Below are 26,290 nucleotides of genomic sequence, written 5' to 3'. Positions count from 1 at the left end.
CAGCGCCCGCCGGCGGCCGGCGCGCGGGCCCCGCCCCCCCCCCCCCCCCCGGCGCGCCCCCCCCCCCCCCCCCGCCCCCCCCCCCGCCCCCCCCCCCCCCCCCCCCCCCCCCCCCCCCCACGGCCGCATCCAGCTCGGAGCGGGTCGAGGCGACGACGCCGGCCTGCGCGTCGGCCGCGGCCCGGGCCTGCAGGTACGCGGTGCCCGTCCCGGCGTCGCCGGTGCCGCAGGTGCCGTCGAGCTCGCACTGCGCCTTGGCCTCGAGCTCCCGCTGGGTGGCCAGCGCCGAGTCGTAGGCCGCTTGGGCCGCCGCGACCTCGTCGTGCACGCCGGCCAGGCCGGGGTCGCTGAGCCCGCCGCTGGCGACGATCGCCTCCTGGGTGGCGATCCGCTCCTGCAACGCCGGGAGGCCCGCGAAGCGCGCGTCCTCCTCGAGACCGGTCCGGTAGGCGTCGGCGGCCTCGGCCTGCATCGTGACGATCTCGGTGTCGATCTCCTTGTGGAAGATCTGCAGCGTCAGCGGCGTCGCGACGACGACGCCGAGCACCAGCGCCAGCCCGATCCGCGGGACGGCGAGCGCCAGGTTCCGCTTCAGCGACGAGTCGTGCGCCATCCCGACCAGCAGCATCCGGTCGAGGTTGACCACGACCGCGCCCCAGCCGATGCCGAGCAGCAGCGCGAACGGCCACCACACGCCCAGCGCCATGTGCACCGCGAACGCCGCCGAGACGACCGCCAGCCCACCGGTGCTGAGCAGGACGCCACCCAGCGCGACGAACCGGGGCCGCGCACCGGGCGCCGCCTCCAGGACGTCGGGACGAGCGCCACCGAGCGCCGCCAGACCGTCGCCGATCCGTCCCTGTCGTGCCATGCGTACGCACTCCCCGGGCGACGGGGTTCGTGGTCTGACCGCCGCCTCATGTGCCCTATCGGCAGGCTGAAGCGATCACGGAACGGTCTCGCCGGTGACCGGCGTCGCGACCTCATCGCCGAGGCCTGGGTTCGCGCCCGGCTGTCAGCCGATGGCCGCGGGCGTTGCGATCCCACGGCCTGACGGGCGCCTCCTCAGCCGCGGACCGCGTCCCGGCGGGCCTGCTCAGCGGCGCGGGCGGTCCGGTTCGTGGGTTCGGCTTGCGCGCGCCACCGTCGGCGGCGGACGCTCAGCGCCCGTTCGACCCCGGAGCCGACATGCCCGCCGCCCGCCGCACCGCCGCGTTGCTCGCGCTGGTGCTGACCACTGCCGGGTGCACCGAGGAACAGCGCGGCGACCCCTCGCCCGCGCCGGACCGGAGTGACGTCATCGACACCGTCGACCTGGACGCCGCTGTCGGCACCGACGTCGTCATCTACGACCTCGCCGCCTCCCCCGCCGGGGTACCGGTCGCCCTCCTCGGTGCGGACGACGCCCCGCAGAGCTGGCTGCTCCAGTTGGCCCTCGACGACGCCGGCGCGACCACCGACGTCCGCGCGATCCCGGCCGTCGACTCCACCGCCCAGCTCGCCGTCGCGCCCGACGGCACCGTGCTCGTCGCCGACGACGAGCTCACCCACGTCCCGCCGGGCACCGCGGAAGTCACTGCCGTCCCGTGGGACCTCGGCGCTGCGCCGACCGCCGTCGCCCTGTCCCCCGACGGCCGCACCCTCTACGCCGCCCGCGACACCACGATCACCGCCGTGGACGTCGCCACCGGGGCGGTGACCGGCACGGGCGCGGCACCCGGACCGGTCACCCACCTCGCCGCGACGCCGGACGGCGGCCTGGCCGCTCTCGTGACCGCGGACCGTCCGGCGGGTGGCCCCGGCGCCCTGCTCGTGCTCCTCGACCGGGAGGTGCGACCGGTCGGCGAGCCGGTCGAGCTGGTGCCCGAGCGGGGTAGCACCGCGACCGCACTGCAGGTCACCGCGGACGGCACCGCCGTCGTCGCCCTCCACCTCGGCGAGGCCCGCGCCGTCGGGCAGCTGGTCACCGTGGCCGGCGGCGAGCTGCGCACGGTGGTGGACTTCGACGGCGCCGGCGACACCGCCCTCGACCTCGCCATCTCACCGGACGGCCGGCTCGCCTCCGTGCCGCTCGCCGACCTGTCCTTCACCGCCGAGCTGGTCACCGTCGACCTGGTGGGCGGCGAGCGCATCGGCACCGTGACGCTGTGCGCCGGCACCGGCGTCTTCGGCGCGATCGCGCCCCTCGGCGACAGCGGGGATCTCGTCGTCACCGGCGCATGCCTCGACGACGACGGGCCTCAGTCCACCGCCTTCGTCGTGGGCTGATCGGCGCGGCGCCGGAACGCCTCCCCTCGGCGGCGCGCGGCCGGTACGGTCCCGCCGCCGTCGCAACAGCGGGGAGGACGTGGAGTGGTCGCCAGGGCGGGTCTCGGGGTGCTCGCGGCACTGGTCGCCGGGGTGGTGCTCGGGGCGGTGTCCCGGGCGCTCATGGCGCTCGTGACCCTCGCCGGTGGCGGGTCGCCGTCGTTCTCGTGGAGCGGGACGGCGTTCATCCTGCTGCTGTACGCGGCGGTGGCGGTGCCGGGCGGTCTGGTCGCGGGCCTCACCACGCACCGCCTGCGGTGGCTGCTGCCCGCCGCCGGAGCGCTGTTCCTCTGCGTACCGGCCGTCGGGGTGGCGAGCGCGGAGATCGGCAGCACCGCCGGGTTCGGTGCGGCCCAGTGGCTGGGGACGGTCGCCGCCGGGGCCGCCGTCTTCGGGACGATCGCGCTGCTGCCCCTGCTCACCGTCCGGCTGGCCGACACGTGGCTCGGCCGCCGCCGGGCCACCGCCCCGGCGCCCACCCCGCAGCCCGTGGCCTGACCGCTCGGCGGCGGCCTGCGGCCGGCTCAGCCGGCGCCGGCCACCACGTCCGCGAACGCCGCGTCCATGTCGTAGACCGGCTCCAGCGTGATGTGCACCGCGTGCCCGTAGTTCTGCAGGTGGTGCGTCTGGTAGCGGGTGAGCGCCTCCGGATCGTCCACCTCGACGAGGATGTAGCCGCCCCAGCTCGTGCCCCACGTCTTGTGATGGGTCACCCCGCTCTCGACCCCACCCCAGTTGCCTGACTTCGCGAACGCCCGGAACGCCTCCGCCCACGCGGCGTCGACCTCCGCCTTGCTCACGCCGTCGCGGTAGACGAAACGGTGCAGGTACATCTGGCCCATCGCGTCCCTCCTGCGTCCCGGGAGGGCCACTCGCGCGACCCTGCCGTGGTCACGGTGCAGCCACCGTGCCACGGGCGCGGACGGACGTGAACCCGGTGGACGACGGCTCCGCACCGCACCCGCGCGTCCTCGTCCACCGCCACCGACGGTCACCCAGCGTCAGCCACGGGGCGGGCGCCAGTCCGGGTCGCGGCCGGTGAGGGCCAGCAGCCGGTGCAGCGGCGGGGCGTCGTCGGGCACGGCCACCCGCGGGCCGAACAGCCCCGGCACCGCCGGCCCGGCGGCCACCTGGGCCGCGAACGCCGTCGCCGCCTCCACCGCCGCCGGGTCGGCCGCGAACTCCTGACCCGTCGCGACCGCGAGGTCCCAGCCGTGCACCAGGACCTCGTCGGCGGTCACCAGGCCGATCCCGGCGGCCGGCATGCTCACGCCGCCCGCCGCGGTCTCGCCCTCCCACGCCTCCGGCCGGCGCCACGCGGCGACCAGCGCGTCGAGCTCGGCCGGGATGACCGTGCGCCACTGCGGCGGGAGGTGGTCGGCGGAGGGCTGCGGCGGTGACGGGTCCGGTCTCTTCTCGGCCGACAGCCGCAGCCCCACGGCGAGGCCGGCGACGTGGTCGAGCAGGGTGGCCACCGAGAAGTCCGCGCACGGGGTGGGCGCCGCCAGCTGGTCGTCGCGAACGCCCGCCACCACCCGCTCGAGCACCTCTGCCTGGGGACCGAGGTCGAGCTGCGTCGTCTGCATGCACGGGAGACCGCGCGGCGCCGCCGGATTCACCGGCCGCACCGTCGGTAGCCGTACCATGACGGTTCGTCGACCAGGGAGAGCACCGCGCCATGGCCCACGTCCCGCCGGACCGCCGGCCCACCGCACGCTTCCCCCGCCTCGGGCGTTCCCGGCACCATGACGACCCGCCCGTCCACTGGGACGACGCCGCGGCGTTCGACCCGTACGCGTCGGCCGACCCCTACGCGCCCGGCCCGTACCCGCCCGACCCCGAGGCCGAGCGCCCCGCCCGCCGGCCGTGGCGCCGCGACTCCCCGGCGCGCCGCGACCGCCCGGCACCGGGCGGCCGACCGGAGCGTCCCCACCGGTCGTCCCGGCCCCGCCGCAGGCTGGTCCGCCGCACCACCCGGGTGCTCGCCGTCCTCGTCGTCGTCCAGGCGCTGGTGATGCTGGCGCTGCGCTGGGTCGACCCCCCGACCACCGCGTTCATGGCCGCCAACCCCGGCGACGTGGTCCAGCAGTCCGTGCCGGTCGAGCACGTCTCCCGCAACTTCCTCGCCGCGGTCATCGCGCACGAGGACGCCCAGCTCCCCTACCGCTCCGGCGCCTTCGACTGGGACGAGCTCATGGCCCGCGCCCGGGCGCACATGGCCGGCGAGGAGGACCCCTCGGGCTCCACCATCCCGCAGCAGGTCGCCAAGAACCTCTTCCTCAACCAGGAACTGAGCGCCTGGCGCAAGGTGGTCGAGGCGGGCCTGTCCGCGGAGCTCGCGCTGGTGATCGACGACCGCCGGATGCTCGAGCTCTACGTCAACTACGCCCAGTTCGGGCCGACGGTCTACGGCGTCTGCGCGGCCAGTTGGTACTACTTCGACTCCCCGCCGCAGGACCTCCCCGTGCCCGAGGCCGTCCAGCTCGTCGGGCTGCTCCCCTCCCCCGGGCACGTCCAGCGCGCCCCCGGCGGCGGCCTCGACTTCGACGTCGAGGACGGCCTGGGCTGGCTGTCCCGCTCGCACGTGGTCAACGCGCAGACCCGGGTGCCCCGGCACATCGAGCGGCTGGGCTTCCAGCCGGTCGAGGACGCCGGCGTGACCGGCCTCGCCGCCGACCAGCCGGCCTCGGACGACGACTGCTCGACCCGGCCCGAGGAGGTCGCCGACCTGATCGCCGCGGAGGGCACCGCCTGACCGCTTGCCGCCCGGATCGGCGCGCGGGAGGGTGAGCGCCGTCACAGCCGCCAGCGGGAGGAGCGACCGCTTGTACGCGCGATCCACCAGCATCCGGGGCAACCCGGACGACATCGAGAAGGGCGTCACCTACCTGCGCGAGGAGGTGCTGCCGCGCGTCCAGCAGGCCGAGGGGTGCGTCGGCCTCTCCGTGCTCGCCGACCACGACGGCGGCCGCTGCATCGCCGCGACCGCGTGGGTCGACGAGCAGGCCATGCGCGCCACCGCCGAGGAGGACCGCGCCGTCCAGGAGCGCCTCCTGCAGGCCGTCGGCGGTCACTCCGCCGACGTGCACCAGTGGGAGATCGCCATCCTGCACCGGGACCGCCCGGCCGGGGACGGCGCCGGCGCGCAGGTCACCTGGGCTCGCCTCCCGAACAACCACGTCGACGACCTGCTCGACGCCTACCGGATCAACCTGATGCCCAAGCTCCAGGAGCTGCCCGGCTTCTGCAGCGTCAGCATGCTGGTCGACCGGCGCCAGGGCCGGACGGTCAGCGTCACCAGCTTCGAGAGCCGCGAGGCCCTCGGGCTGGTCCGCCGGCACGCGCGGTCGCTGCGCGAGCAGTTCGCCCGCGCCATGGGCGCCCAGATCGTCGACGTCGCCGAGATGGACCTCGCCCTCGCCCACCTGCGGGTGCCCGAGACCGTCTGACACCCCCGAGGGAGACTCGACCAGGACCCGCGCAGCTCGCCCCTTCCGCCGGACCGGCCCACCCGCCACGCTGGCGCCCGTGCCGGATGCACTGGCCCTCGCGCTCCAGCTGGCCTCGGCAGCGTCGTCGGCGGCGGCCCCCGAGGCCGCCGCCGACGACGTGCTGCACGAGCTGGCCGGCCGGCCGGACGTCGCCGCCGCCGCGCTCGACGCCCGCGACCCGCTCTCCGGGGAGTCCAGCCCCCTGGCCGCGACCGGCTACCCCGCGCCGGTGCTGGCCCACCTCAGCGGTCCGCGCTTCCTGGTGGACGACGTCGGCTACCGGCTCCTGGCCACCGACCCCAGCCGCCGCGCGCGGTGCTGGCGGGACGTCGAGGGCTACACCTCCACGCCGTCGGTCCGCGACGTGTTCCTCCCGGCCGGCTTCTGCGGCGGCGCCACCGCCCGGTTGGTCACCCGGGACGGCCGCTGGACCGGCGACCTGCACGTGAGCACGACCGTCGAGGGGGCGCCGACCCCGGACGTCGTCGCCGCGCTGCACCACGCGGCGCCCGTGCTCGCGGCCGCTGTCGACCACACCCGCCGGCTGAGCGTGCTCGCGGCGGCCCTCGCCCCGGACGACGCCGCCGCCTCCGTGGTCTCACCCGACGGGCGGCTGCTCACCCTGCCCGGCCGCGCTCCCCTGTTGTCGGACGACCCGCACCTGCTGGCCGCCGTCCTGGCCCGGCGCCTGGACGGCGGGAACGGCGGGGACGGCGCGTGGTCCTGGCACGGCCCCGACGGGTGGTACCGCGTGCGGCTGGTGGCGGTGGCCGGCGGCACGCTCGTCGTCGGCCGGCCCGGCGACCCGCCGCACGGGCTGTCCTCCCGCGAACTGCAGGTGCTCACCCTGCTCGCCGAGGGGCTGTCCAACCACGGCCTCGCCCGCCGGCTGGGCATCAGCGAGCGGACCGCCGCCCACCACGTCGAGCACGTGCTGGCCAAGTGCGGCGCCCCCAGCCGGGCGGCGGCCGCGGCCCGGGCGGTCCGCGAGGGCTGGCGGCTGCTGCCCGGCGGGTGACCGGCCGCACCGACGGCGGCCGGTCACCCCACCGTCAGGCCGCGGGCACCCCGTCGACCAGGGGACGCAGCGCGTCCACGACGTCCTTCTGGTGCGGCTGGAGGTCCATGCCGCCGATCGCCGACAGGAAGTCCAGGAACGGGTCCTCGACCTCGGTGCGGACGCCGCTGAGCTGCTCGATGGTGGCCAGCCCGCAGAAGGGCACGTACGCCGCGGAGTAGCCGCCCTCGTGCACGATCAGCAGCCGCCCGCCGGCCGTCTCGGCCGCGACCTCGCCGATCATCCGGGTCATGTCGCGGTAGGCACCGGAGTGCAGCATCTGCCGGCCCAGCGGGTCCAGCGCGCTGCTGTCGAAGCCGGAGGCGACGAACACGAACTCCGGGGCGAAGCGGCGCAGCGCGGGCAGCACGATCGTCTCGACGGCGTAGAGGTAGCCGCCGACGCCGGTGCCCGGAGGCAGCGGGACGTTGATGTTCGCGCCGGCGCCCGGCCCCTCGCCGGTCTCGTCGCCGGCGCCGCTCTCGTGCGGGTAGTAGGAGTCCTGGTGCAGGGAGATCGTCAGCACCTCGGCCTCGCCGTAGAAGGCCTGCTGGGTGCCGTTGCCGTGGTGGACGTCCCAGTCGACCACCGCGATCCGCCGCACCCCGTGCACCGCCTGCAGGTGGCGGGCGGCGATCGCCACGTTGGAGAACATGCAGAACCCGCGGCCGCGGTCGCGCTCGGCGTGGTGGCCGGGCGGGCGGATCAGCGCGTACGCGTTGTCGACCGCCCGGGTGTGCACCGCCTCGGCGGCGACGATCGCACCGCCGGCGGCGAGCATCGCGATCTCGTAGCCGCCCGGGCCGAACGGCACCAGCTCCCCGGCGTCGCCGCCGCCGGAGTCGGACAGCTCCTTCATCCGCTGCACGTACCCCTCCTCGTGCACCCGGCAGACCTCCTCGACGGTGGCCTGTCGGGCGTCGAGCCACTGCAGCTGCTTGGAGAGACCGGAGGCGTCGAGGAGGTTCTTCAGCCGGCGCTTGGTGCGGGGGTTCTCGGCGTGCTCGTCCGGCTCGATCCAGCCACCGGCGGGGATGAACGCGCCCGCCGAGCGGGTGTCCCACCACATGTACTTCTCGTCCCACAGTGCGCCGGTCGCCATCGCCGTCCTCCTCCCAGCGGGGCCTGTTCCCCTGCGGGCAGGGAACCGGGGACGGCGCGGCGGCTCAATGGGCGCTTCTGCCCATGCCCCCCGCCGGGCGGACGGGGGCGGCGGCACCTCCGTCGACGTCGAGGACGTCGGCCGCGGTCCTAGAGTCCCCGCCGCACTGCGTCCGGCGTCCGGCCGAACGCGGCGCGGAAGCCGCGGCCGAAGGTGGCCGAGTCGCGGAAGCCCCAGCCGTGCGCGACCGCGGCCACGGTCACGGCCGTCCCCCGCCGGGCCAGCTCGCGCGCCGCACCCTCCAGGCGGCGCCGGCGCACGTACCCGGCCGGCGTCAGCCCGCGGGCGGCGAACAGCGCGTACAGCGACCGCTGCGACAGGTAGGCGCCGGCCGCGATCGCCGCCGGGGTCAGGGACGGGTCGCGCAGGTGCGCCTCGACGTGGGCGGTGACCCTCGCCCAGGCCGCGTCGTCCGGCGCCGGCGCGAGGGCTCCGGCCAGCAGGCCCACCGCCGCGTCGGCCACCGCCCGGCCCAGCCGCCCGTCCAGCGACCCGGCCGTGGCCAGGGTCGTCCCGAGGAGTGCGGTGAGCACGCCCGCGGCCGCCGGGTCCAGCAGGCCGCTGCGGGCACCGGGCAGCCGGGACGACGGCACCAGCAGCGTCCACTTGTGCAGCCGGCCCGGCACCCGGAAACGCGCCGGCTCGTCGGCCCGCCACAGCAGCGCCGACCCGGGGCCGAGCACCACCCGCGCGCCGCCGACCTCCACCTGCTCCAGCCCCGACCGCACGAACAGCACCCCGACGACGTCGTCGTCCGTCGCCGCCAGCTGGGACCGGCCACGGGAGCCGGCGCACGGGCCGCAGTGGCAGTCGACCAGCGTCACGTCACCGAACCGGTAGCGGGTGAGCCCGGCCGGGCCGGGGACCGGGTCGTCACCGGCCTCCAGCGACCACGGCAGGTGCGTGGCGCTGACGACCTCGCGGAAGGCGTCGTCCCGGTCGGCGGCGGGCACGTCGGCGGCGTCCCACCGTTCGGCGACCAGCGTCATCGCGGACCTCCCCGCCGCGCAGCCAACCCCGCGGGGCCCACCGGCGGCAAGACCTGCGGGGATCGCGGGCAGTCCTGCAGGCATCGTCACGACGCCGGCCGCGCGGCCGGAGCACCGTCGGGTGCATGCGAGAGGACATCGAGTTCGCGACCGAGGACGGCGTCACCCTGCGCGGGTGGCACTACTCCCCCGACGGCACCGACGGCCGGGCTCCGCTGGTCGTCATGGCGCACGGCTTCTCCGCCACCAAGGAGATGTACCTGGACGACTTCGCCGAGCACTTCGCCGCCGGTGGCTTGGGCGTGCTGGTCTACGACAACCGCAACCTGGGCGCCAGCGACGGCACGCCCCGCGGCGAGCTGGACCCGTGGCAGCAGATCCGCGACTACCGGACGGCGATCACCTGGGCGCAGACCCAGCCGTGGTGCGACCCCGACCGGATCGGCGTGTGGGGCTCCAGCTACAGCGGCGGGCACGTGCTCGTCGTGGCCGCCCTGGACCGGCGGGTGCGGGCCGTCGTCTCGCAGGTGCCGCTGGTCAGTGGGCTGGCCAACGCCCGCCGGCTGATCCGTGCCGACGCCTTCGCCGGGCTGCGGCAGATGTTCGACGCCGACCGCGCCGCCCGGTACGCCGGCCAGGACCCGGCGATGATCCAGGTCGCCTGGGAGAAGGAGCCCGACGAGCCGTGCGCGCTGCCCACCGAGGACAGCCACGACTTCTTCCTCGGCCCGGTCCTCGAACGCGCGACCACCTGGCGCAACGAGGTCACCCTGCGCTCGGTGGAGATGTTCACCGAGTACGAGCCGGGCGCCTACATCGGCCAGATCGCGCCCACCCCGCTGATGATGGTCGTGGCCGCGCAGGACCACCTGACCGTCGCGGACCTGACGCTGGAGTACTACGAGCGGGCCCGCCACCCCAAGGAGCTGCTGGTGCTGCCGGTCGGGCACTTCGACGCCTACGTCGGCGACTCGTTCCAGCGGTCGGCCCCCGCCCAGCTGCGCTGGTTCCAGCAGTACCTGGGCTGAGCACGCGGCCGGCCCCGGCGGCACCCACCCGCCGGGAGCCGGCCGGCGGTCAGGACGCCACGGTCGCCTGGTCGGAGTTGAAGATGTCCCGGGCCCACTTCCACGAGCCGTCGGGCTGCCGCCGGTGGACGACGACGTACTTGCCCACGTCCACGACGGTCCCGCCCGCACGCATCTCGTACTGGCCCTCCTCGACCGCGACGTCCCCCAGCTCCTCCAGCGACACCGTCTTCAGGGCGCCGCCCAGGGGCCCCTGCTCGAGCAGGCCGCGCCAGAACTGCTCGATCGCGGCCGAGCCCTCGACCACCGGCGACCCGGGTGGCAGCAGCCGCGCGTCGGGGGCGTAGACCGAGGCCATCATCGCGGCGTCGCCGGCCTCCATGGCCTTGACGAAGGTGGCGTTCAGGGCGTCGATGTCACTGCGGCTCATGGCGTCCCTCCTCGACGGTGAGGGGCCCAGCGTCGAGCCGGCCACCCCCGACCGACAGGGACCTCCGACCCCGGTCCGAGGCGGCCGGCAGGGGCCCGGCCCTACAGCCGTACCAGCCCCACGCCGACGGCGAACGCGGCCGCGGCGGCCCGGTTGCCGGCGCCGAGCTTGGTCAGCAGGTGCTCCACGTGGGTGCCGACGGTCCGTTCGGTGACCCCCAGCGACCGCGCCACCATCCGGTTGGTCTCCCCCGCCGCCAGCCCGCTGAGCACCTCGAGCTCGCGCAGGGACAACCCGGCCGGCGGCACCCCCGGGCCGTGCTCCACCACCACCCACGGCCCGGCCCGGCGCGCCTCGACGTCGAGCAGCGCGCCGCCGCGCAGCACCAGCAGGTGCCGGCCCAGCCGCGACGGCCAGGCCGCGGGGTGCAGCAGCGCGGCGAGCGCGCCGTCGGCCAGCAGCGACGGGCGGGCGGACGGCGTCAGCGCCAGCACCCGCCCGTCGTCCGGCGTCCAGGCCAGGACGCCCGCGTCGCCGCCGACCCCGGGCGGGGCCAGCCCGGCCAGCGGGTCGACCAGGCCGGTGAGGTCCGCCCGGAGCAGCTGCAGCCACGCGACGGCCTCGTCGTCCACCCCGTCGGAGGCCGTGCTCGCGTGCAGCACCCCGACGTACCGGCCCCCGGCCGACAGGCACACGCTCACGCCGTCGGTGAACCCCGCCGGCCGGATGACGCGGTCGAACACCGGCCCGCGGCGGTCGGCCGGCGGGATGTCGCACACCCGCAACGGCCGCCCGGAGTCGCGGACGGCGGGGAACAGCGGGTCCTCGTGGAAGACGGACTCCAGCGCCGCCAGTGCCTCGGCGCCGTAGCCGCAGCTGGCCAGCGTCTCGTGCCGGCCGCGCACCGGGTCCCAGTACTCCACCGCGGCCGCGCAGGTCGACAGCGACCGCAGCGCGGTCAGCACGGTCTCCGCACGCTCGGCGCCCGGTAGCGGCTCGCCCGCCGCCGCGGCCTCGGCGGCCGCCCGGACGGCCAGCGCGGCGGACAGCCGACCGGGGGTCCGGGCAGACCGCATGCGCGGCAGGGTGGCACGGCCCGCGCGGCACCGGAAGAGCCCCGCCGGTCGGTAGTTCGACCGATGCGGGGACCGCCCGGGGTGCGGAGGATCGCCGGTCAACGCGGGCGGCCGGGCCCGCCGACCGACGAGGAGCGGGCCGTGGAGGTCTCCGAGTACACCGAGTACGACGCCACCGGGCTGGCCGAGCTGGTCGCCGCGGGCAAGGTGTCCGCCGCCGAGGTGCAGGCCGCGGGGCGGCGGGCCGTCGAGTCGGTGGACGGCGAGCTGAACGCGCTGGTCGGGGAGCTGTTCGACCGGCCGCTGGAGGCCGACGCGGCCGGGCCGTTCCGCGGCGTCCCGTTCGCGGTCAAGGACCTCGTGCTGCACGCCGAGGGCATCCCGCAGCGGGCCGGCTGCCGGATGCTCGGCGCCGGCGTCCCGTACCCCTACGACACCGCGCTGATGCGCCGGTTCCGCGAGGCCGGCCTCGCCGCGCTCGGGCTGACCGCGACCCCGGAGTTCGGGTTCAACGCGAGCACCGAGTCGGTCGCCAACGGGCCGACCCGCAACCCGTGGGACACCTCCCGCTCCCCCGGCGGCTCCAGCGGCGGGTCGGCCGCCCTGGTCGCCGCCCGCGCGGTGCCGGTCGCGCACGCCAACGACGGCGGCGGGTCGATCCGCATCCCCGCCGCCGCCTCGGGCCTGGTCGGCCTCAAGCCCAGCCGCGGCCGGACCACCGTCGCCCCCGACTACGCCGATCCGCTGCTGGGCCTCGGCATCGAGTTCGCGGTCACCCGCACGGTGCGCGACGCGGCCGCCCTGCTCGACGCCGTCCACGGGGCCGAGCCCGGCGACCGCTACCTCCTGCCCGACCCGGCGACGACGTTCCTCGACGCCGCGCGCCCGCCGGCGGGGCGGCTCCGGGTCGCGGTCTCCACCACGGCGCCCAACGGGGCGCCGGTCGACCCCGCGTGCGTCGCGGCGGTCGCCGCCGCCACCGAGGCGCTGGAGCGCGCCGGCCACACCGTCGAGGAGGCCGCACCGGAGTTCGACGTCGCCGCCTTCGACGACGCCAACCTCAAGGCGTGGTGCAGCTTCCTCGCCGACGGCGCGTACGGCGCCGCCGCGGCCCTGGGCGTCGAGCTGTCCACCGAGGTGCTGGAGCACACCACCCTCGCCTGCGCGGAGTACGGCGCCACGCTGACCGCGCTGGACATGTACGCCGTCGACCGGGTCTTCAACGCCACCACGCGCGCCCTCGCCCGGTTCCTCACCGGCTACGACGTCTGGCTCACCCCGACCACGGCCGCGCCCAACACCGTGCTCGGCCACCTGGACGCCGACGACCCGTCGCTGGACGCCCGCGGCTGGTACGACCGGATCTTCACGTTCGCCCCGTTCACCGCGTGGTCGAACGTGACCGGCACCCCCGCGATCTCGGTGCCGGGCACGCCGTCACCCGAGGGCTGGCCGGTCGGCGTCCAGGTGGTCGGCCGGTACGCCGCGGAGGAGACCCTGCTCGGCATCGCGGCGCTGCTGGAGGAGGCGCTGCCCTGGGCCGACCGCCGCCCCGCCGTCGTCGCGTCGTAGCGGGGTCGCGCCCCCGGCCGGACCTCAGCCGGCGCGGACGCCCCGGATCTCCTGCCCGAGCGGGCCGGGCTCGAACGGCCGGTGCCCGGTGGCGCGCATGGCACCGTCCGGCCGGGGCAGCCGGCGGGACTCGTCCCGGGTGCGCGACTCGACCATCCCCGGCGGCGGCACGCGGGGGACGTTGCCGACGATCTCGTCGATGATCCCGTAGCGCTCCTCGTAGGCCGCGCCGCCGGCCTCGCAGCACATGACCCAGCGGATCTCCTCCGGGCTCAGGCCGCGGTCGTGCAGGGCGAGCACCTGCTCCCGCCACTGCAGGGCCGGCGGCACGCCGGGTGCCGGATGTCGCTGTTCGCCCCCCGAGAGGCCCAGGTGGGCGAGGTCCGTCTGCCTGACCTCCAGGGCCTTCTGCTCGAGGCCGAGTCGGTACTGCGTCAGCGCGGTGATGGCGCTGACCAGGAGGGCGGCGATCGCCGCGACGCCCGTGATCCAGTCAGGCACGGGGGCCCACCCCATCCCACTTCCGAAACGAGACAGGCTCATGGTGCGTCGCGCGACACGCCCGAGCCACGGGAACGGCACGCCGCACCGTGCGGGTGGACGGCGCGTACGCGGTCCGCGTCAAGGAGTACGCCGAGCCAGCAGCAGGGTGCCGGTCATCGCGTCGCGGGTGCCGCGCAGCTCGTCCAGCGCGGCGGTGCGGTCGGCGGCTGGGACCACGACCCTGGCCGGGCTGCAGCGCCCGGGCGACCGCCGGCGGGCCGGGTACCGGTGCGGGTGCGTGCGCCGGCCGTCCCCGTGTCACCGCGGCAGCGTGGCGGCCCACCGCATGGCTGACCATCCGTCCCCGGCCCCGGTCGTACCGTGGGCGCGGCACGGGGAACCACCAGCAGGAGGGCACGACAGGGTGACGACGGACGTGGACCGGGGCACGACGACGGTGGAGGACGCGGCGACGCTCGCCGACCACCTGGTCGACGCCTGGGGCAGCTGGGGCCCCAACATGACCCCGGACGCCCGCTGCGTGGCGTTCATCAGCGACCGCTCCGGCACCCCCCAGGTGTGGATCCAGGACGTCGTGCTCGACGGCACCACCCCGCCGGCCCGCCGGATCCACCTCTCCGACGACCCGGTGGTCTCGGTCCGGTGGGCGGCCGACAGCGGCTGGCTGACCTGCGAGGTGGCCACCGACGGCGGGGTCCGGACGGCGGTCTGGGTGGTCCGCCCCGACGGCAGCGACGCCCGCCGCATCGCCGGTGACTCCGAGACCCACGCCGAGCTGGGCCCCTGGACCCGCAGCGGCCACCGCTTCGTCGTCACCCTCCCGGGCGCGACGGCGGGCCAGCCCAACCGCGCCTACCTCGCCGACCCGGCGACCGGCCGGCTCGACCCGCTGGCGGAGGGCGACCTGATCCACGTCCTCGACGTCTCGCTCGAGGAGCGGTTCATCGTCATCCGCGACGGCCAGCGCGGCCAGCAGTACGTCGTCGTCGTCGACCGGCTCACCGACCAGGACCTCAGCGTGCTGCCCCAGGGCGCGACGGGGTCCACCGACGTGGCCCTGATCCGCCCGGCGCCGGAGGACCACTCCGGCCCGGTCTACGTCTACCTCGCCTCCGACGTCGGCCTGCCCCGCCGCCAGCTGATCGGGCTGCCGTTCGGCCCCAACGGCTGGCGGGGCGAGCCGCGGACCCTCGCCGCCCGCGACGACGCCGAGCTGGAGGACATCGACGCCGACGACGCCGGCCGGCTGCTGCTGCTCGTGTGGAACGTCGCCGGCCGCAGCGAGCTGGAGCTGATGGACACCGCCACCGGCGGGCGCACCCCCATCACCGGCCTCCCCGGCCTGGTGGCCGCCGACCCGGTGCTCAGCCGCGACGGCGGCAGCGTGGTGCTCGGCGTCCAGGGCCCCACCCGCCCGCGGGAGCTGTGGCACCTGGACACCACCACGCACGCCTGGACGCGGGTGACCTCGGCCCCGCCCCTGCCCAGGCGGCGGCTGGTCGTCCCGACCCTGGAGACCTTCTCCGGCCAGGACGGGCTGCCCCTGACCGGCTGGCTGTACCGGGCGCCGAGCCGGCTGAAGACCCCCGGGCCGGCGGCGCTGTGGCTGCACGGCGGCCCCGAGGCCCAGGAGCGGCCCACGTTCCACGCGGAGCACCAGGCCCTGGCCGCGGCCGGGATCACGGTGTTCGCCCCCAACATCCGCGGGTCCTCCGGCTTCGGCCGCGAGTTCGTGCACGCCGACGACGTGCACGGCCGCTACGACGCGTTCGCCGACGTCATCGCCGCCGCGCGGCACCTGGTGGACGCCGGCATCGCCGACCCCCAGCGGGTCGCGGTGACCGGCCGCTCCTACGGCGGCTACCTGACGCTGGCGTCGCTGGCCTTCTCCCCCGGCGTCTTCGCCGCCGGCGTGGACATCTGCGGCATGTCCGACCTGCTCAGCTTCTACCGGGACAGCGAGCCCTGGATCGCCGCCGCGGCGGTCTCCAAGTACGGGCACCCCGAGCACGACCGGCCCCTGCTCGAGGACATCTCGCCCCTGGCGGCCGCGCACCGGATCGACGTGCCGCTGCTGGTCGTCCACGGCGAGCACGACACGAACGTGCCGCTGGGCGAGGCGCACCAGATCGTCGCGGCGCTGCGGGCGATGGACCGCCCGGTCCAGTACCTGGAGCTGGCGGCCGAGGGCCACGACTTCCGGCGCGCGGACTCCCGCAAGCTGCTGGTCCGCACGATGCTCGGCTTCCTCGCCGCCACCCTGGACGGCACCGCCCCGCTGGACGGCCGCCGGTCACCGGACGGCGAGCCGGCGCTGATCGGGTCGCCGGACGACGGCGTGCCGGTCAGCCTGGAGGGGTGAGCGACCCGCACTCCCTCGACCGGTTCGTGCAGGCCCAGGACGGCGTGTACGAGGCCGCGCTGCGCGAGCTGCGCGCCGGGGCCAAGCGCGGACACTGGATGTGGTTCGTCTTCCCCCAGGTCGCCGGGCTCGGCCGCAGCCCCACCGCCCGGCACTACGCGGTCTCCGGCCTGCCCGAGGCCCGAGCCTACCTCGACCACCCGGTGCTCGGCCCGCGGCTGGTCGACTGCGCCCGGGCGCTGCTGGACCTGGACACCACCGACGCCGTCCGGGTGCTGGGACCGGTCGACGCGGTGAAGCTCCGCTCGTCCATGACGCTGTTCGAGCAGGCCGGGCCGGAGGCGGCGGTGTTCGGTGCCGTGCTGGACCGCTTCTTCGGCGGCGAGCGGGACGAGGCGACACTCACCCGGCTGTGAACGCGCGAGTCCGCGCGCGGTCGACCACGCTGGGGTGCGTGAGTGAGGACACCAGCGGGTCGGGCTACGTCACCGGCGGCGAGTACATGCGGGACTCCGACTACATCACCGACCGGATCACCGCCGACGGCTCCGGCGGCTGGCCGGTGGAGCCGGGCCGCTACCGGCTGGTCGTGGCGCGCGCCTGCCCGTGGGCCAACCGGGCGGTCATCGTGCGCCGGCTGCTGGGCCTGGAGAAGGTCATCTCGATGGGCATGTGCGGGCCCACCCACGACGAGCGCAGCTGGACCTTCGACCTCGACCCCGGCGGCCGCGACCCGGTGCTGGGCTACGAGCGGCTGCAGGAGGCCTTCCTCGCCCGCTTCCCCGACTACGACCGCGGCATCACCGTGCCGGCGATGGTCGACGTCCCGACCGGTCAGGTGGTCACCAACGACTTCCCCCGGATGACGCTGGACCTCTCCACCGAGTGGACGGCGTTCCACCGCGACGGCGCCCCCGACCTCTACCCCGAGGCCCTGCGCGACGAGATGGACGAGGTGATGCAGCGGGTCTACACCGAGGTCAACAACGGCGTGTACCGGTGCGGCTTCGCCGGCGACCAGGCCGCCTACGACCAGGCCCACGACCGGCTGTTCGCCACGCTGGACTGGCTCTCGGAGCGGCTGGCCGACCGGCGCTACCTGATGGGCGACACCGTCACCGAGGCCGACGTCCGGCTGTTCACCACGCTGGCCCGCTTCGACCCCGTCTACCACGGCCACTTCAAGTGCAACCGGCAGAAGCTGTCGGAGATGCCGGTGCTGTGGGCCTACGCGCGCGACCTGTTCCAGACCCCGGGCTTCGGCGACACGATCGACTTCCCGCAGATCAAGGAGCACTACTACGTCGTCCACGCCGACATCAACCCGACCCGGGTCATCCCCCAGGGCCCGGACACGGCGAACTGGCTGACCCCGCACGGCCGCGAGGAGCTCGGCGGCTCCCCGTTCGGCGACGGCACCCCGCCCGGGCCGGTCGCCGACGGCGAGGAGGTCCCGGCCGACCACGGACCGGGCGGCATCGGCCACCGGTGAGCCGCCCGGACCGGCACGATCCCCCCATGCGCCGCAGCGCGACCGCCGTCCTGGCCCTGGCCGTCCTCGCCCTGCCGGCCTGCCAGGCCGGCGCGCCGGACGCCGGCCCCGACCAGGCCGGCCCGACGAGCGGGGCCGACCCGACGGGCGGCGCCGGCCCGACGGGCAGCGCCACACCCGGCCGCAGCGTGATCCTGGTCAGTGGGGACGGCATGGGCGCCGCCCAGCGCGAGGCCGGCCGGCTGGACCAGGAGGGCGCCGACGGCCGGCTGGCCATGGACTCCCTGCCGGTCACCGGCGAGCAGACCACCGACCCCGCCGACTCCGGGGTCACCGACTCGGCCGCGGCCGCCACGGCGTGGGCCACCGGCCAGAAGACCTACAACGGCGCGATCAGCGTCGACCTCGACGGCGACCCCCTGCCCACGCTCGGCGCCGAGGTGGCCGCGGCGGGGAAGGCCACCGGGCTGGTGACGACGGCGGAGGTCACCGACGCCTCCCCCGCCGCGTTCTTCAGCACCGTGGAGGACCGCAACGAGGAGGAGGAGATCGCCCGCCAGTACGTGGAGGACACCCGCCCCACCGTCGTCCTCGGGGGCGGCGCGGCGACGTGGGAGGACGCCGACCTCGTCGACCGGGCGCGGGACGGCGGCTACCGGTACGTCACCGACGCCGACGGGCTCGCCGACGCCGACGGCGACCGGCTGCTCGGCCTGTTCGCCGACGAGGAGCTCTACGGCGACGGCGAGCCGGAGGTGTCGCTGGCGACCATGACCAGCGCCGCGCTGGAGGTGCTCTCCGCGGACGAGGACGGCTTCTTCCTCTTCGTCGAGGAGGAGGGCATCGACAGCGCGGGCCACGGCAACGACGGCCGGTCGCTGCTGGAGGCGATGCGCTCGCTGGACGACGCGGTCGAGGTCGCCCGCGCCTTCGTCGCCACCCACCCCGACACGCTGCTCGTCGTCACCGGGGACCACGAGACCGGCGGGCTGACCGTCGACGAGGAGACCACGTCGTCCGCCGGCGGCGACTCGTCCCGCGGCGGCTCCTCCCGCGGCGGCGACGACGGCCCGTTCCGGGTGGCCGGCGGGGACGGCGCGTTCCGGCTGCGGTGGAGCACCGAGGGCCACACCGGCGAGCCGGTGCCGGTGACCGCCGAGGGCCCGGGCAGCGAGGAGCTGACCGGCACCCACCCGAACACGCACCTGCACGAGGTCATGCGCGCCGCCCTGCTGGGCTAGCAGCCTCCCCGAGCCGCCCCGCTCGCCGGACCCGGTGCCGCGGCGCCGGCCGCACCCGCGCCGAGGTCGACGCCGAGGACCAGCGGGTCGTGGTCGCTGGAGCGGTACGGGTCCGGCGCGTACAGGGCGGGGTCGCCGTCGTACTGGTACGCCGAGGACTCCACGGCGTTGACGTTCCAGTGGGTCAGCCCGGTCACCCGCGCGGTGAGGGACGGCGTGGCCAGGGCGTGGTCCAGGGAGCCGGACCGGCCGTCGAAAACGTAGCTGTACCGGCCGGGGTCGAACCGCTCGCCGAGGTCGGTGAGACCCGCGTCGCGCAGCGCCTGCACCGGGTCCTCCTGCGTGTAGGCGTTGAGGTCGCCGAGGACGACGACGTCCGGGTCGGTGGCACCGAGCCGCTCGACGAACGCCGCCAGCGACCGCGCCTGCCGCACCCGGTCGCCGTTCCACGCACCCTGGCCGTCGCCGGCGTCGGCGTTGTCACCGGTGGCGTCGTCGCCGGAGCGCTTGGACTTGAGGTGGTTGGCGACGACGGTGAGCGTCTCCCCACCCCGGCCGAACGCCTGCGCCACCGGCTCGCGGGCGTTGCCCCACACCGTCTCGTCGACCAGCCCGACCGGGTCGCCGACCGGCGTCACCACGTCGGCGCGGTACACGATCGCGTTGCGGATGGCGTCGCGGTCGACGCCGTACAGCTCGGCCGGCAGCGGCACGTACGCCCACGGTTCGCCGGTGCGCGCGCCCAGCCGCGCGGTGAGGTCGGCGAGGGCGCGGTCGGCGTCGCCGGGGCTGGACCCGGTGGAGTCGGTGTCCTCGACCTCCAGCAGGGTGACCACGTCGGCGTCCAGGCCGTCGACGGCCGCGACCACCTTGGCGGCCTGCTCCTCGAACTCGGCGTCGGTGCGCGCACCGCGGGCGTCGGGGCCGCTGCGGGTGAGGAAGTAGTTGAGCACGTTGAACGCACCGATCCGCACGTCGCCGCCGACGTCGTCCGGGCTGCCCGGGCGGGTGTCCTGCGGGGCGAACACCCCCTCGGCGGTGCCGTCGGCGGGCTGCAGCCGGTAGCTGCCGAAGCCCTGACCGAGGACGACCGGCTCGGTGAGGGTCAGCGCGTCACCGACCCGCACCGGCGTCCCCGGTGACAGGTACGGGCGCGTCGTCGGGCCCACCCGGGCACCGACCCCGTCGTCCAGCACGATGCGCCGGCGGGCGTTCTCCGCCGCCACGGCCTCGGCGGCCGGGCCCGGGCGGGCGACCTCGGTGGGCTGCACGAGCACCCCGCCCTCGGCGAGGGTCAGCTCCCCGAAACTCGTCAGGCCGAAGACCTCGCTGACGGTCAGGACGTCGGCCGGTTCGACGAGCACGCCCTCGAGGCGCTCCCGGGCCGCGTCGTCGGCGGGCAGGTCGAGGACGGCGGCGGCCGGCAGGGCGGCGTCCTCGGCGCAGACGGCGACGCCGGTGCGCGCGCTGACCTGCGTCTGGTCGCGGTACTCCTGCGCCTCCCCGGCCACCGTCACGACGTCGCCGAGGACGACGTCGACCGGGCTGAACACGAAGACGCCGTCGGAGGTGGCGTCGTCGCCGTCGCCGTCCGGGTCCTGGACGACGAAGCCGGACAGGCCGGGCAGGTCGCCGACGACGACCCCGGAGACGGTGACCTGCCGGCCGGCCAGCGGGGTGGTGTCCCCGCGGCCCTGGACCTCGCCGATCTCGTGGGTGGGGGGAGCCGAGCAGTCGGCCACCGCGGCGGCGGCGGGCCGGGCGGCGGCGGGGAGGGCGGCGAGGAGGACGGCGGCGCCGAGGACGGCACGGCGGGGGGACGGGAGCACGGGGCGCTCCTCTCGTCGGGACGACGCTGTCCTCACGGTAGGTGGCCTCGCGGTGACCTGCCGCCCGGCGGTCGCCGGCGTGCGGCGCCGGGCATGTCGAGGGGCTGAGGGGGCCACCATCCGCCACGCTGGGGCGGTGGCTGCCGGCCTCCCCCTCGACCTGCCGAGCGCGGGGCCGGAGCCGATCCCGTCCGACGTCGCCGTCGCCGCCGTCCTGGGGTACGTCCGTGGCCGGCGGCCGCTGCGCTTCCGGTCACCGAGCGTCCCGCAGGGCCGCTGGCTGCAGGTCGCCGCCTTCGGGTTCGCCCGCTTCGACGGCCGGCCGCCCGCCACCGGCCCGCTCGGCGAGGACGACCTCCTGGCCGCCGAGTGCCTGCACGGCCGGCTCCCCCGCGACGGCTGGGCGGCGGTGCGCCGGGCGCTGGACGAGGTCCGCGACCTGGCCGACGCCGCGACGGGGCGGGCCGCGGGCCGGGCGTTCTGGGAGCTGCCGGCCGAGGAGTTCTCGGTGCTCGGCGAGCCCGGCACCGTGGGGGCGGCCCTCCGGTCGCTGTCGCGGCTGGGCTCGGTGCGGGAGTCGACCTACGTCGCGGCCGCGCTGCACCACCGGCGTCCGGAGCTGTTCCCGCTGCTCGACGGCACGACCCTGCGCCAGTTCTGGCCGCACGTCGAGGAGGGCGACAGCGGGGTCGCGGCGGTGGTGCACCGGGAGCTCCTCGCCAACGCCGAGGGGTTCGCCGGGCTGGAGGCGACGGTCGCCGCCCTGCTCGGCGGGACGGCGATCGCCCGTCTGCGGCTGCACGACGTGCTGGTCTGGCTCAGCGGCAGCCTGCGGCTGACCCACGCCGTCGCGCTGGGCCGCTCCTCGGAGGAGTGGGCCGGCCGGGGCTGAGCTCAGACGATGCGGATGCGCAGGCGCCGGAAGCCGCGGCCCTTGTTCTCCATCTTGACCACCTCCACCCGGCCGACCATGGCCGTCGACGCGACGTGCGTGCCGCCGTCGGCCTGGGTGTCCAGGCCGACGATGTCGACGATCCGCACCACCTCGATGTCCGGCGGCAGCAGGCTGGTCGCCGTCCGGATGATGTCGGGGATCGCGAACGCCTCCTCCCGCGGCAGGGTCTTCACCTCGATGCGCCGGTCGGCGGCGATCTCGGCGTTGACCGCCTCGGCGACCCGCTCCTTGAAGTCGGCCGGGACCTCGGCGAGGTCGAAGTCCATGCGGGCGGTGAGCGGCTCCATGTTGCCGCCGGTGACCAGCGCCCCGAAGTCGCGGAAGACCACGCCGGTGAGCACGTGCAGGCCCGAGTGGGTGCGCATCAGCCGGGTGCGACGCTCGTCGTCGAGCGCGCCGCGGACCGCCGTCCCCGGTGGGGGCAGCGGGTCGCCCTCGACCGGGACCAGGTAGAGCTCGTCGCCCCTGCGGGTGCCGGCGATGCGGGTGCGGACCCCGCCCCACAGCAGCACGCCCTCGTCCGGTGGCTGGCCGCCGCCACCCGGGTAGAAGGCGCTGCGGTCGAGGACGATGCCCTGCTCCGGGTCGGCCGCCACCACCGTCGCGTCCCACTCGCGGACGGTCGCGTCGGCGAGGTCGAGCCGGTGGGTGTGGCCGTGTCGGTCGGTCGCGCTGGTCACCCCGCGCATGCTGCCGCCTCGTCGCGGCGACCGCCAGGCCTTACTGAGAATGATTGTCGTTGTTGATACGGTGCCGCCGTCCCGTTCCCCGTCCCCTGGAGGGCCCCGTGCACCGCCTCACCCACCCCGTCGCCCGACGTGCGCCCGCGCTGGCCGCCGTCCTGCCCCTCGTCCTCCTGGTGGGGTGCGCCTCCACCGGAGCTGCCCGCCCGGCCGCCGCCCCGACCGCCACCGGGGACGGCTCCGTGGGCGAGGACGCCGCGACCGAGGTCGGGGCCAGCGCCCCCCGCCTGGCGATCACCTACGACGGCGGCATCCAGGTCCTCGACGCCACGACCCTCGAGGTGGTGGGCGACGAGCCGCTCGAGGGCTTCAACCGGCTGAGCGAGGTGGGCGACGGCCGGCACCTGCTGGTCTCCACCTCGGGCGGCTTCCGGGTGCTGGACACCGGCGCCCGGGCCGAGGCGCACGGCGACCACGCGCACTACTACACCGACGACCCGGCCCTCACCGACGTCACGTTCCCGGCCGAGAGGCCCGGGCACGTCGTCGCCCACGCCGGCCGGACCGTCCTGTTCGACGACGGCACCGGTGAGGTGACCGCGTTCGACAGCGCGGCGGTCACCGACCCCGGGCGCGAGGTCCGCGAGCACACCACGCCGACGCCGCACCACGGCGTCGCCGTCGAGCTCGCCGACGGCACGATGCTGGTCTCCGACGGCACCGAGGACGGCGGCACCGGCGTGCGCGTCCTCGACGCCGAGGGCCGGGAGGTCGCCGCCTCCGACGACTGCCCGGGGGTGCACGGCGAGACCGTGGCCGCCGGGGAGGCCATCGTCATCGGCTGCCAGGACGGCGTCCTGCTCCACGCCGGCGGCGCGCTCACCAAGGTGGACAGCCCCGACGCGTACGGCCGGATCGGCAACCAGTTCGGCAGCGAGGCGTCGCCGGTCGTGCTGGGCGACTACGAGACGAGCCCGGAGGACCGCTCCAGCCGCGTCGCCCTGATCGACACCACGACGGCCCAGCTGCGCATCGTCGACGTCCCCGCGCCCTACTGGTACCGCTCCTTCGGCCGCGGCGAGCACGGGGAGGGCCTCGTGCTCGGGTACGACGGCGCGCTGCACGTCATCGACCCGGTCGCCGGCAGCGTCACCCGCTCCATCCCCGTCACCGCCCCGTGGGAGGAGGCCGAGGACTGGCAGGCACCGCACCCGCAGGTCTTCGTCCTCGACGGCACCGCCTATGTCACCGAACCGGCGAGCAACCGGATCCACGCCGTCGACGTCGAGGGCGGCGAGGTCTGGAAGAGCGCGGAGCTGACCGTGACGCCGAACGAGCTGAAGGGCGTCTCGGGGGACGTCGAGACGTCCGGGGACGCGGCCCACGACGAGGCCGCCCACGACGACAGCGGCGCCGGGCAGTGACCTCCGGCCGCCCCCGCGCACCCCTGCCCGTCCGGCTCCTCGCCGCGCTGCTGGGCGGGCTGCTGCTCGGCGCCCTCCCCGGCTGCACCGGCGAGGCGGCGCGGGGCGCGGCCGGGACCGTGGACGTCGTGACGACGTCGTACCCGCTGCGGTGGGTCACCGAGCAGGTCGGCGGTGCGCGGGTCGAGGTGACCGACCTCGCCCGGGGCGCGGCCGTCCACGGGTTCGAGCCCACGGCCCGGCAGGTCGTCCGGCTCGGGCAGGCCGACCTCGTCGTGCACCAGTCCGGCGGCCTGCAGCCGGGCGTCGACGAGGTGCTCGCCCAGCAGGCGCCGGCCGCACTGGTGGAGGCCGCGACCGTCGCCGACCTGGACGGCGATCCGCACTTCTGGCTGGACCCGCTGCGGCTCGCCGAGATCGGGCGTGATGTGGGCGACGCCCTGGTCGCGCTGGACCCCGCCTCGGCGGACGACGTCGGGGCGCGCGTCACCCGGCTCGAGGAGACGCTCCGGGCCCTGGACCGGGAGTACGCCGACGCGCTGGCGCCGTGCCGGGGCGCCGTGCTGGTCACCTCCCACGAGGCGTTCGGCTACCTGGCCGACCGGTACGGACTGCGACAGGTCGGCATCGCCGGGCTCGACCCCGGGGTGGAACCGTCACCGGCCCGCGTGCGCCGGGTCGCGGAGACCGTGCGCGACGCCGGGGTGCGGACGGTGTTCCTCGAGGCGACGACCGCTCCTGCGGGAGGCCGGGCACTGGCCGGCGACCTCGGGGCGGCCGTCGACGTGCTCCACCCGGTGGAACGGGTCGCCGACGGCGAGGACTACCCCGGGTTGATGCGGCAGAACCTGGCCGCGCTGCAGCGCGGCCTGGTCTGCGGGCCGGGGTGACCCGCGAGAGGGGGCGTCGACGAGCCGACATGTCGACCGGTGTACCGGTCGAGGAGGCGACATGCCGACACGACGACCAGCCGGCGAGCCCACGACCCGACGGCCCCGCGCTGCGGCCGGGTCCGCGGCGTGGCCGCCGGGGTGCGGCGCGTGGCGGCCCGTCGGGCACGGCGGCCCGGTGCCGGGGAACGGCCACGCCGCCGTCCGGGACCGTTGCCAGCCCGGGCCCCGGCGAGGACGCTGAGCGACGCGGCGCTGCCGCACGGGCACCGCCGTCTCCATCGAGAGTCCCTCTGGAGAGGAAGTGGTGGCATGTACGCCCGCTCGACCACCATCCACGGCAACCCCCAGGCCATGGACGAGGGGATCGCCTACGTCCGCGACGAGGTGATGCCGATGGTCCAGCAGATGGACGGCTGCGTCGGCCTGTCGATGCTCGCCGACCGCGAGACCGGCCGCGCCATCGTCACGACCTCCTGGCGCGACGCGGACGCGATGCACGCCAGCGCCGAGGGCGTACGGGCGTCCCGCGAGAGGGCGGCGGAGATCTTCGGCGGCCAACCGCAGGTGCAGGAGTGGGAGGTCGCCGTCATGCACCGGGCGCACGAGGCGCACCACGGCGCCTGCACCCGCGTCACCTGGATCCGCGCCGAACCCGACGCCATGGACCGCACGATCGACGCCTTCCGCATGTCCCTCATGCCCCGGATCGAGGAACTGCAGGGGTTCTGCAGCGTCAGCCTGATGGTGCACCGCGCCGAGGGGGTGGCTGCCTCCGCCGTCACCTACGACAGCCGGACCGACATGGAGGAGACCCGCGAGATGGCCCGCGGCCTGCGCGACGAGTTCGCACCCGCCATGGGCATCGCGATCACCGACATCGCCGAGTTCGACCTCGTCCTCGCCCACCTGCGGGTGCCCGAGACGGCCTGAGAGGCGCACCGGCCGGCGCCCGCGACGACCAGCGGGCGCCGGCCGGGGCACCGGTGGGTCCGCCCCGCAGACCCCCATTGCCACACCCCCGCAAGGCGAGCAGGCTCCGGAGCGCGGCGATGCCGCAGGGGTCTCGCCGCCTCCGGAGAGGAGTGGTGGCATGTACGCCCGAACGACCACCGTCCGCGGCAACCCCGGGGCGATCGACGAGGCGACCGCCTACATGCGGGACCAGGCGATGCCCAAGGTCCAGCAGATGGAGGGCTGCGTCGGCCTGTCGATGCTCGCCGACCGCGACACCGGCCGCTGCATCGTGACCTCCGCGTGGGAGACCGAGGAGGCGATGCGCGCCACGATGGACCGCGTGGGACCGATGCGGGACGAGACCAGCCGGATCCTCGGCGGCCGGCCCGAGGTGCAGACCTGGGAGATCGCCGTCCTGCACCGCGCGCACCAGGCCCCCGAGGGGGCCTGCACCCGGGTGACCTGGAGCCGCACCGACCCGTCGAACGTCGACCGGATCGTCGACGCCTACAAGATGAGCCTGCTGCCCCGGCTGGAGGAGATGGACGGCTTCTGCAGCGCCAGCCTGATGACCGACCGGCGGGAGGGCCGCGGCGCCGGCGCGGTCACCTACGCCGACCGGGCCGCCCTGGAACGGTCGCGCACGAACGCGGACGCCGTCCGCGAGGAGTTCGCCGCCGCGATGGGCGCCCAGATCCTCGAGGTGGCCGAGTTCGAGCTGGTCCTGCACCACCTGCGGGTCCCCGAGACCGTCTGAGGGAGGCCGGGCCGGCCGGGTCACGCCGGCCGGCCCCGGCGCTGGAGTCCTGTGGCCTCCCTGCAGGGGCCCGCCGCGAGCCTG

The 26,290-nt window shown here is 76.1% G+C and carries 26 protein-coding genes; 16 read left to right on the top strand and 10 right to left on the bottom strand.

Annotated features, from left to right (window positions below; genetic code table 11):
• Positions 1-871, bottom strand: an 871-nt coding sequence (locus ACI78V_RS08320; protein ID WP_456850368.1) for a DUF4407 domain-containing protein, incomplete at its 3' end; no start/stop codon positions are given.
• A gap of 317 nt (positions 872-1,188) precedes the next feature.
• On the opposite strand from ACI78V_RS08320, the gene ACI78V_RS08315 reads away from it, so the two are divergent.
• Entirely contained in the window at positions 1,189-2,268 is a 1,080-nt protein-coding gene (locus ACI78V_RS08315; protein ID WP_456850367.1) for a WD40 repeat domain-containing protein, read from the top strand.
• 84 nt (positions 2,269-2,352) lie between these two features.
• Positions 2,353-2,805 carry a hypothetical protein gene (locus ACI78V_RS08310; RefSeq protein ID WP_456850366.1) on the top strand — a complete coding sequence of 151 codons (453 nt, stop codon included), beginning with the start codon at positions 2,353-2,355 and terminating at the stop codon, positions 2,803-2,805.
• 26 nt (positions 2,806-2,831) lie between these two features.
• Here the strand turns inward: ACI78V_RS08310 and ACI78V_RS08305 are convergent, their stop codons facing one another.
• Positions 2,832-3,149, bottom strand: a complete 318-nt coding sequence (locus tag ACI78V_RS08305) for a DUF3303 domain-containing protein (RefSeq protein ID WP_456850365.1) — start codon at positions 3,147-3,149, stop codon at positions 2,832-2,834.
• Between the two features lie 159 nt (positions 3,150-3,308).
• Complete coding sequence (locus ACI78V_RS08300; protein ID WP_456850364.1) at positions 3,309-3,893, bottom strand: TIGR03086 family metal-binding protein; 585 nt, start codon at positions 3,891-3,893, stop codon at positions 3,309-3,311.
• Between the two features lie 92 nt (positions 3,894-3,985).
• Here ACI78V_RS08300 and ACI78V_RS08295 point away from each other — a divergent pair, with 92 nt between their 5' ends.
• The 3 genes from ACI78V_RS08295 to ACI78V_RS08285 all read left to right on the top strand — a co-directional run bounded on the left by ACI78V_RS08295 (position 3,986) and on the right by ACI78V_RS08285 (position 6,816).
• Positions 3,986-5,062, top strand: coding sequence for a transglycosylase domain-containing protein (locus ACI78V_RS08295; protein WP_456850363.1), 1,077 nt, complete (start codon positions 3,986-3,988; stop codon positions 5,060-5,062).
• A gap of 70 nt (positions 5,063-5,132) precedes the next feature.
• Positions 5,133-5,756 (top strand): hypothetical protein, encoded by a 624-nt coding sequence (locus ACI78V_RS08290; RefSeq protein WP_456850362.1) that lies wholly within the window; start codon positions 5,133-5,135, stop codon positions 5,754-5,756.
• Positions 5,757-5,835: 79 nt separating this feature from the next.
• Positions 5,836-6,816 (top strand): helix-turn-helix transcriptional regulator, encoded by a 981-nt coding sequence (locus tag ACI78V_RS08285; RefSeq protein WP_456850361.1) that lies wholly within the window; start codon positions 5,836-5,838, stop codon positions 6,814-6,816.
• Between the two features lie 34 nt (positions 6,817-6,850).
• Here the strand turns inward: ACI78V_RS08285 and ACI78V_RS08280 are convergent, their stop codons facing one another.
• Positions 6,851-7,957: a class II histone deacetylase gene (locus ACI78V_RS08280; RefSeq protein WP_456850360.1), complete on the bottom strand. Its 1,107-nt coding sequence runs from the start codon at positions 7,955-7,957 to the stop codon at positions 6,851-6,853.
• 149 nt (positions 7,958-8,106) lie between these two features.
• The gene (locus ACI78V_RS08275) at positions 8,107-9,006 is read right to left on the bottom strand and encodes a helix-turn-helix domain-containing protein (protein WP_456850359.1); all 900 of its coding nucleotides are present in this window, start codon (positions 9,004-9,006) and stop codon (positions 8,107-8,109) included.
• A gap of 125 nt (positions 9,007-9,131) precedes the next feature.
• Here ACI78V_RS08275 and ACI78V_RS08270 point away from each other — a divergent pair, with 125 nt between their 5' ends.
• On the top strand, positions 9,132-10,034 hold the full coding sequence (locus ACI78V_RS08270; protein ID WP_456850358.1) for an alpha/beta hydrolase: 903 nt from the start codon (positions 9,132-9,134) through the stop codon (positions 10,032-10,034).
• A 49-nt stretch (positions 10,035-10,083) separates the two neighbouring features.
• On the opposite strand, the gene ACI78V_RS08265 is transcribed toward ACI78V_RS08270, so the two are convergent.
• Both ACI78V_RS08265 and ACI78V_RS08260 read right to left on the bottom strand, forming a co-directional pair.
• Positions 10,084-10,464 carry a YybH family protein gene (locus tag ACI78V_RS08265; RefSeq protein ID WP_456850357.1) on the bottom strand — a complete coding sequence of 127 codons (381 nt, stop codon included), beginning with the start codon at positions 10,462-10,464 and terminating at the stop codon, positions 10,084-10,086.
• Positions 10,465-10,565: 101 nt separating this feature from the next.
• Positions 10,566-11,540: a helix-turn-helix transcriptional regulator gene (locus tag ACI78V_RS08260; protein ID WP_456850356.1), complete on the bottom strand. Its 975-nt coding sequence runs from the start codon at positions 11,538-11,540 to the stop codon at positions 10,566-10,568.
• A 141-nt stretch (positions 11,541-11,681) separates the two neighbouring features.
• On the opposite strand from ACI78V_RS08260, the gene ACI78V_RS08255 reads away from it, so the two are divergent.
• Positions 11,682-13,112 (top strand): amidase, encoded by a 1,431-nt coding sequence (locus ACI78V_RS08255; RefSeq protein ID WP_456850355.1) that lies wholly within the window; start codon positions 11,682-11,684, stop codon positions 13,110-13,112.
• A gap of 24 nt (positions 13,113-13,136) precedes the next feature.
• Here the strand turns inward: ACI78V_RS08255 and ACI78V_RS08250 are convergent, their stop codons facing one another.
• Complete coding sequence (locus ACI78V_RS08250) at positions 13,137-13,613, bottom strand: hypothetical protein (protein WP_456850354.1); 477 nt, start codon at positions 13,611-13,613, stop codon at positions 13,137-13,139.
• Positions 13,614-14,019: 406 nt separating this feature from the next.
• On the opposite strand from ACI78V_RS08250, the gene ACI78V_RS08245 reads away from it, so the two are divergent.
• From ACI78V_RS08245 to ACI78V_RS08230, 4 genes are read left to right on the top strand one after another with little or no spacing between them, the layout of a single operon-like run.
• On the top strand, positions 14,020-15,978 hold the full coding sequence (locus ACI78V_RS08245) for a S9 family peptidase (protein ID WP_456850353.1): 1,959 nt from the start codon (positions 14,020-14,022) through the stop codon (positions 15,976-15,978).
• The gene (locus tag ACI78V_RS08240) at positions 15,975-16,394 is read left to right on the top strand and encodes a DUF1810 domain-containing protein (protein WP_456850352.1); all 420 of its coding nucleotides are present in this window, start codon (positions 15,975-15,977) and stop codon (positions 16,392-16,394) included. The genes ACI78V_RS08245 and ACI78V_RS08240 overlap by 4 nt, the downstream gene beginning before the upstream one ends.
• Before the next feature lie 38 nt (positions 16,395-16,432).
• Positions 16,433-17,470: a glutathione S-transferase family protein gene (locus ACI78V_RS08235; protein ID WP_456850351.1), complete on the top strand. Its 1,038-nt coding sequence runs from the start codon at positions 16,433-16,435 to the stop codon at positions 17,468-17,470.
• A 26-nt stretch (positions 17,471-17,496) separates the two neighbouring features.
• Positions 17,497-18,711, top strand: coding sequence for an alkaline phosphatase (locus ACI78V_RS08230; RefSeq protein WP_456850350.1), 1,215 nt, complete (start codon positions 17,497-17,499; stop codon positions 18,709-18,711).
• Here ACI78V_RS08230 and ACI78V_RS08225 read toward each other — a convergent pair.
• Positions 18,708-20,540, bottom strand: coding sequence for an ExeM/NucH family extracellular endonuclease (locus ACI78V_RS08225; protein WP_456850349.1), 1,833 nt, complete (start codon positions 20,538-20,540; stop codon positions 18,708-18,710). The genes ACI78V_RS08230 and ACI78V_RS08225 overlap by 4 nt on opposite strands.
• 136 nt (positions 20,541-20,676) lie before the next feature.
• Between ACI78V_RS08225 and ACI78V_RS08220 the strand changes: the two genes are divergently transcribed.
• Positions 20,677-21,432, top strand: a complete 756-nt coding sequence (locus tag ACI78V_RS08220) for a DUF6308 family protein (RefSeq protein ID WP_456850348.1) — start codon at positions 20,677-20,679, stop codon at positions 21,430-21,432.
• Positions 21,433-21,434: 2 nt separating this feature from the next.
• Here the strand turns inward: ACI78V_RS08220 and ACI78V_RS08215 are convergent, their stop codons facing one another.
• Positions 21,435-22,184 carry an alanyl-tRNA editing protein gene (locus ACI78V_RS08215; RefSeq protein ID WP_456850347.1) on the bottom strand — a complete coding sequence of 250 codons (750 nt, stop codon included), beginning with the start codon at positions 22,182-22,184 and terminating at the stop codon, positions 21,435-21,437.
• 98 nt (positions 22,185-22,282) lie between these two features.
• On the opposite strand from ACI78V_RS08215, the gene aztD reads away from it, so the two are divergent.
• The 4 genes from aztD to ACI78V_RS08195 all read left to right on the top strand — a co-directional run bounded on the left by aztD (position 22,283) and on the right by ACI78V_RS08195 (position 26,206).
• On the top strand, positions 22,283-23,602 hold the full coding sequence (gene aztD / locus ACI78V_RS08210; RefSeq protein ID WP_456850346.1) for a zinc metallochaperone AztD: 1,320 nt from the start codon (positions 22,283-22,285) through the stop codon (positions 23,600-23,602).
• Entirely contained in the window at positions 23,599-24,492 is an 894-nt protein-coding gene (locus ACI78V_RS08205) for a metal ABC transporter substrate-binding protein (RefSeq protein WP_456850345.1), read from the top strand. Before aztD ends, ACI78V_RS08205 begins: the two co-directional genes overlap by 4 nt.
• Before the next feature lie 312 nt (positions 24,493-24,804).
• On the top strand, positions 24,805-25,425 hold the full coding sequence (locus ACI78V_RS08200; protein ID WP_456850344.1) for an antibiotic biosynthesis monooxygenase: 621 nt from the start codon (positions 24,805-24,807) through the stop codon (positions 25,423-25,425).
• Between the two features lie 160 nt (positions 25,426-25,585).
• On the top strand, positions 25,586-26,206 hold the full coding sequence (locus ACI78V_RS08195) for a putative quinol monooxygenase (RefSeq protein WP_456850343.1): 621 nt from the start codon (positions 25,586-25,588) through the stop codon (positions 26,204-26,206).
• The last annotated feature ends 84 nt before the right edge of the window (positions 26,207-26,290 follow it).

It is taken from the genome of Geodermatophilus sp. SYSU D00742 (assembly GCF_054049935.1).
This window is presented reverse-complemented; position numbering and strand designations above follow the sequence as displayed.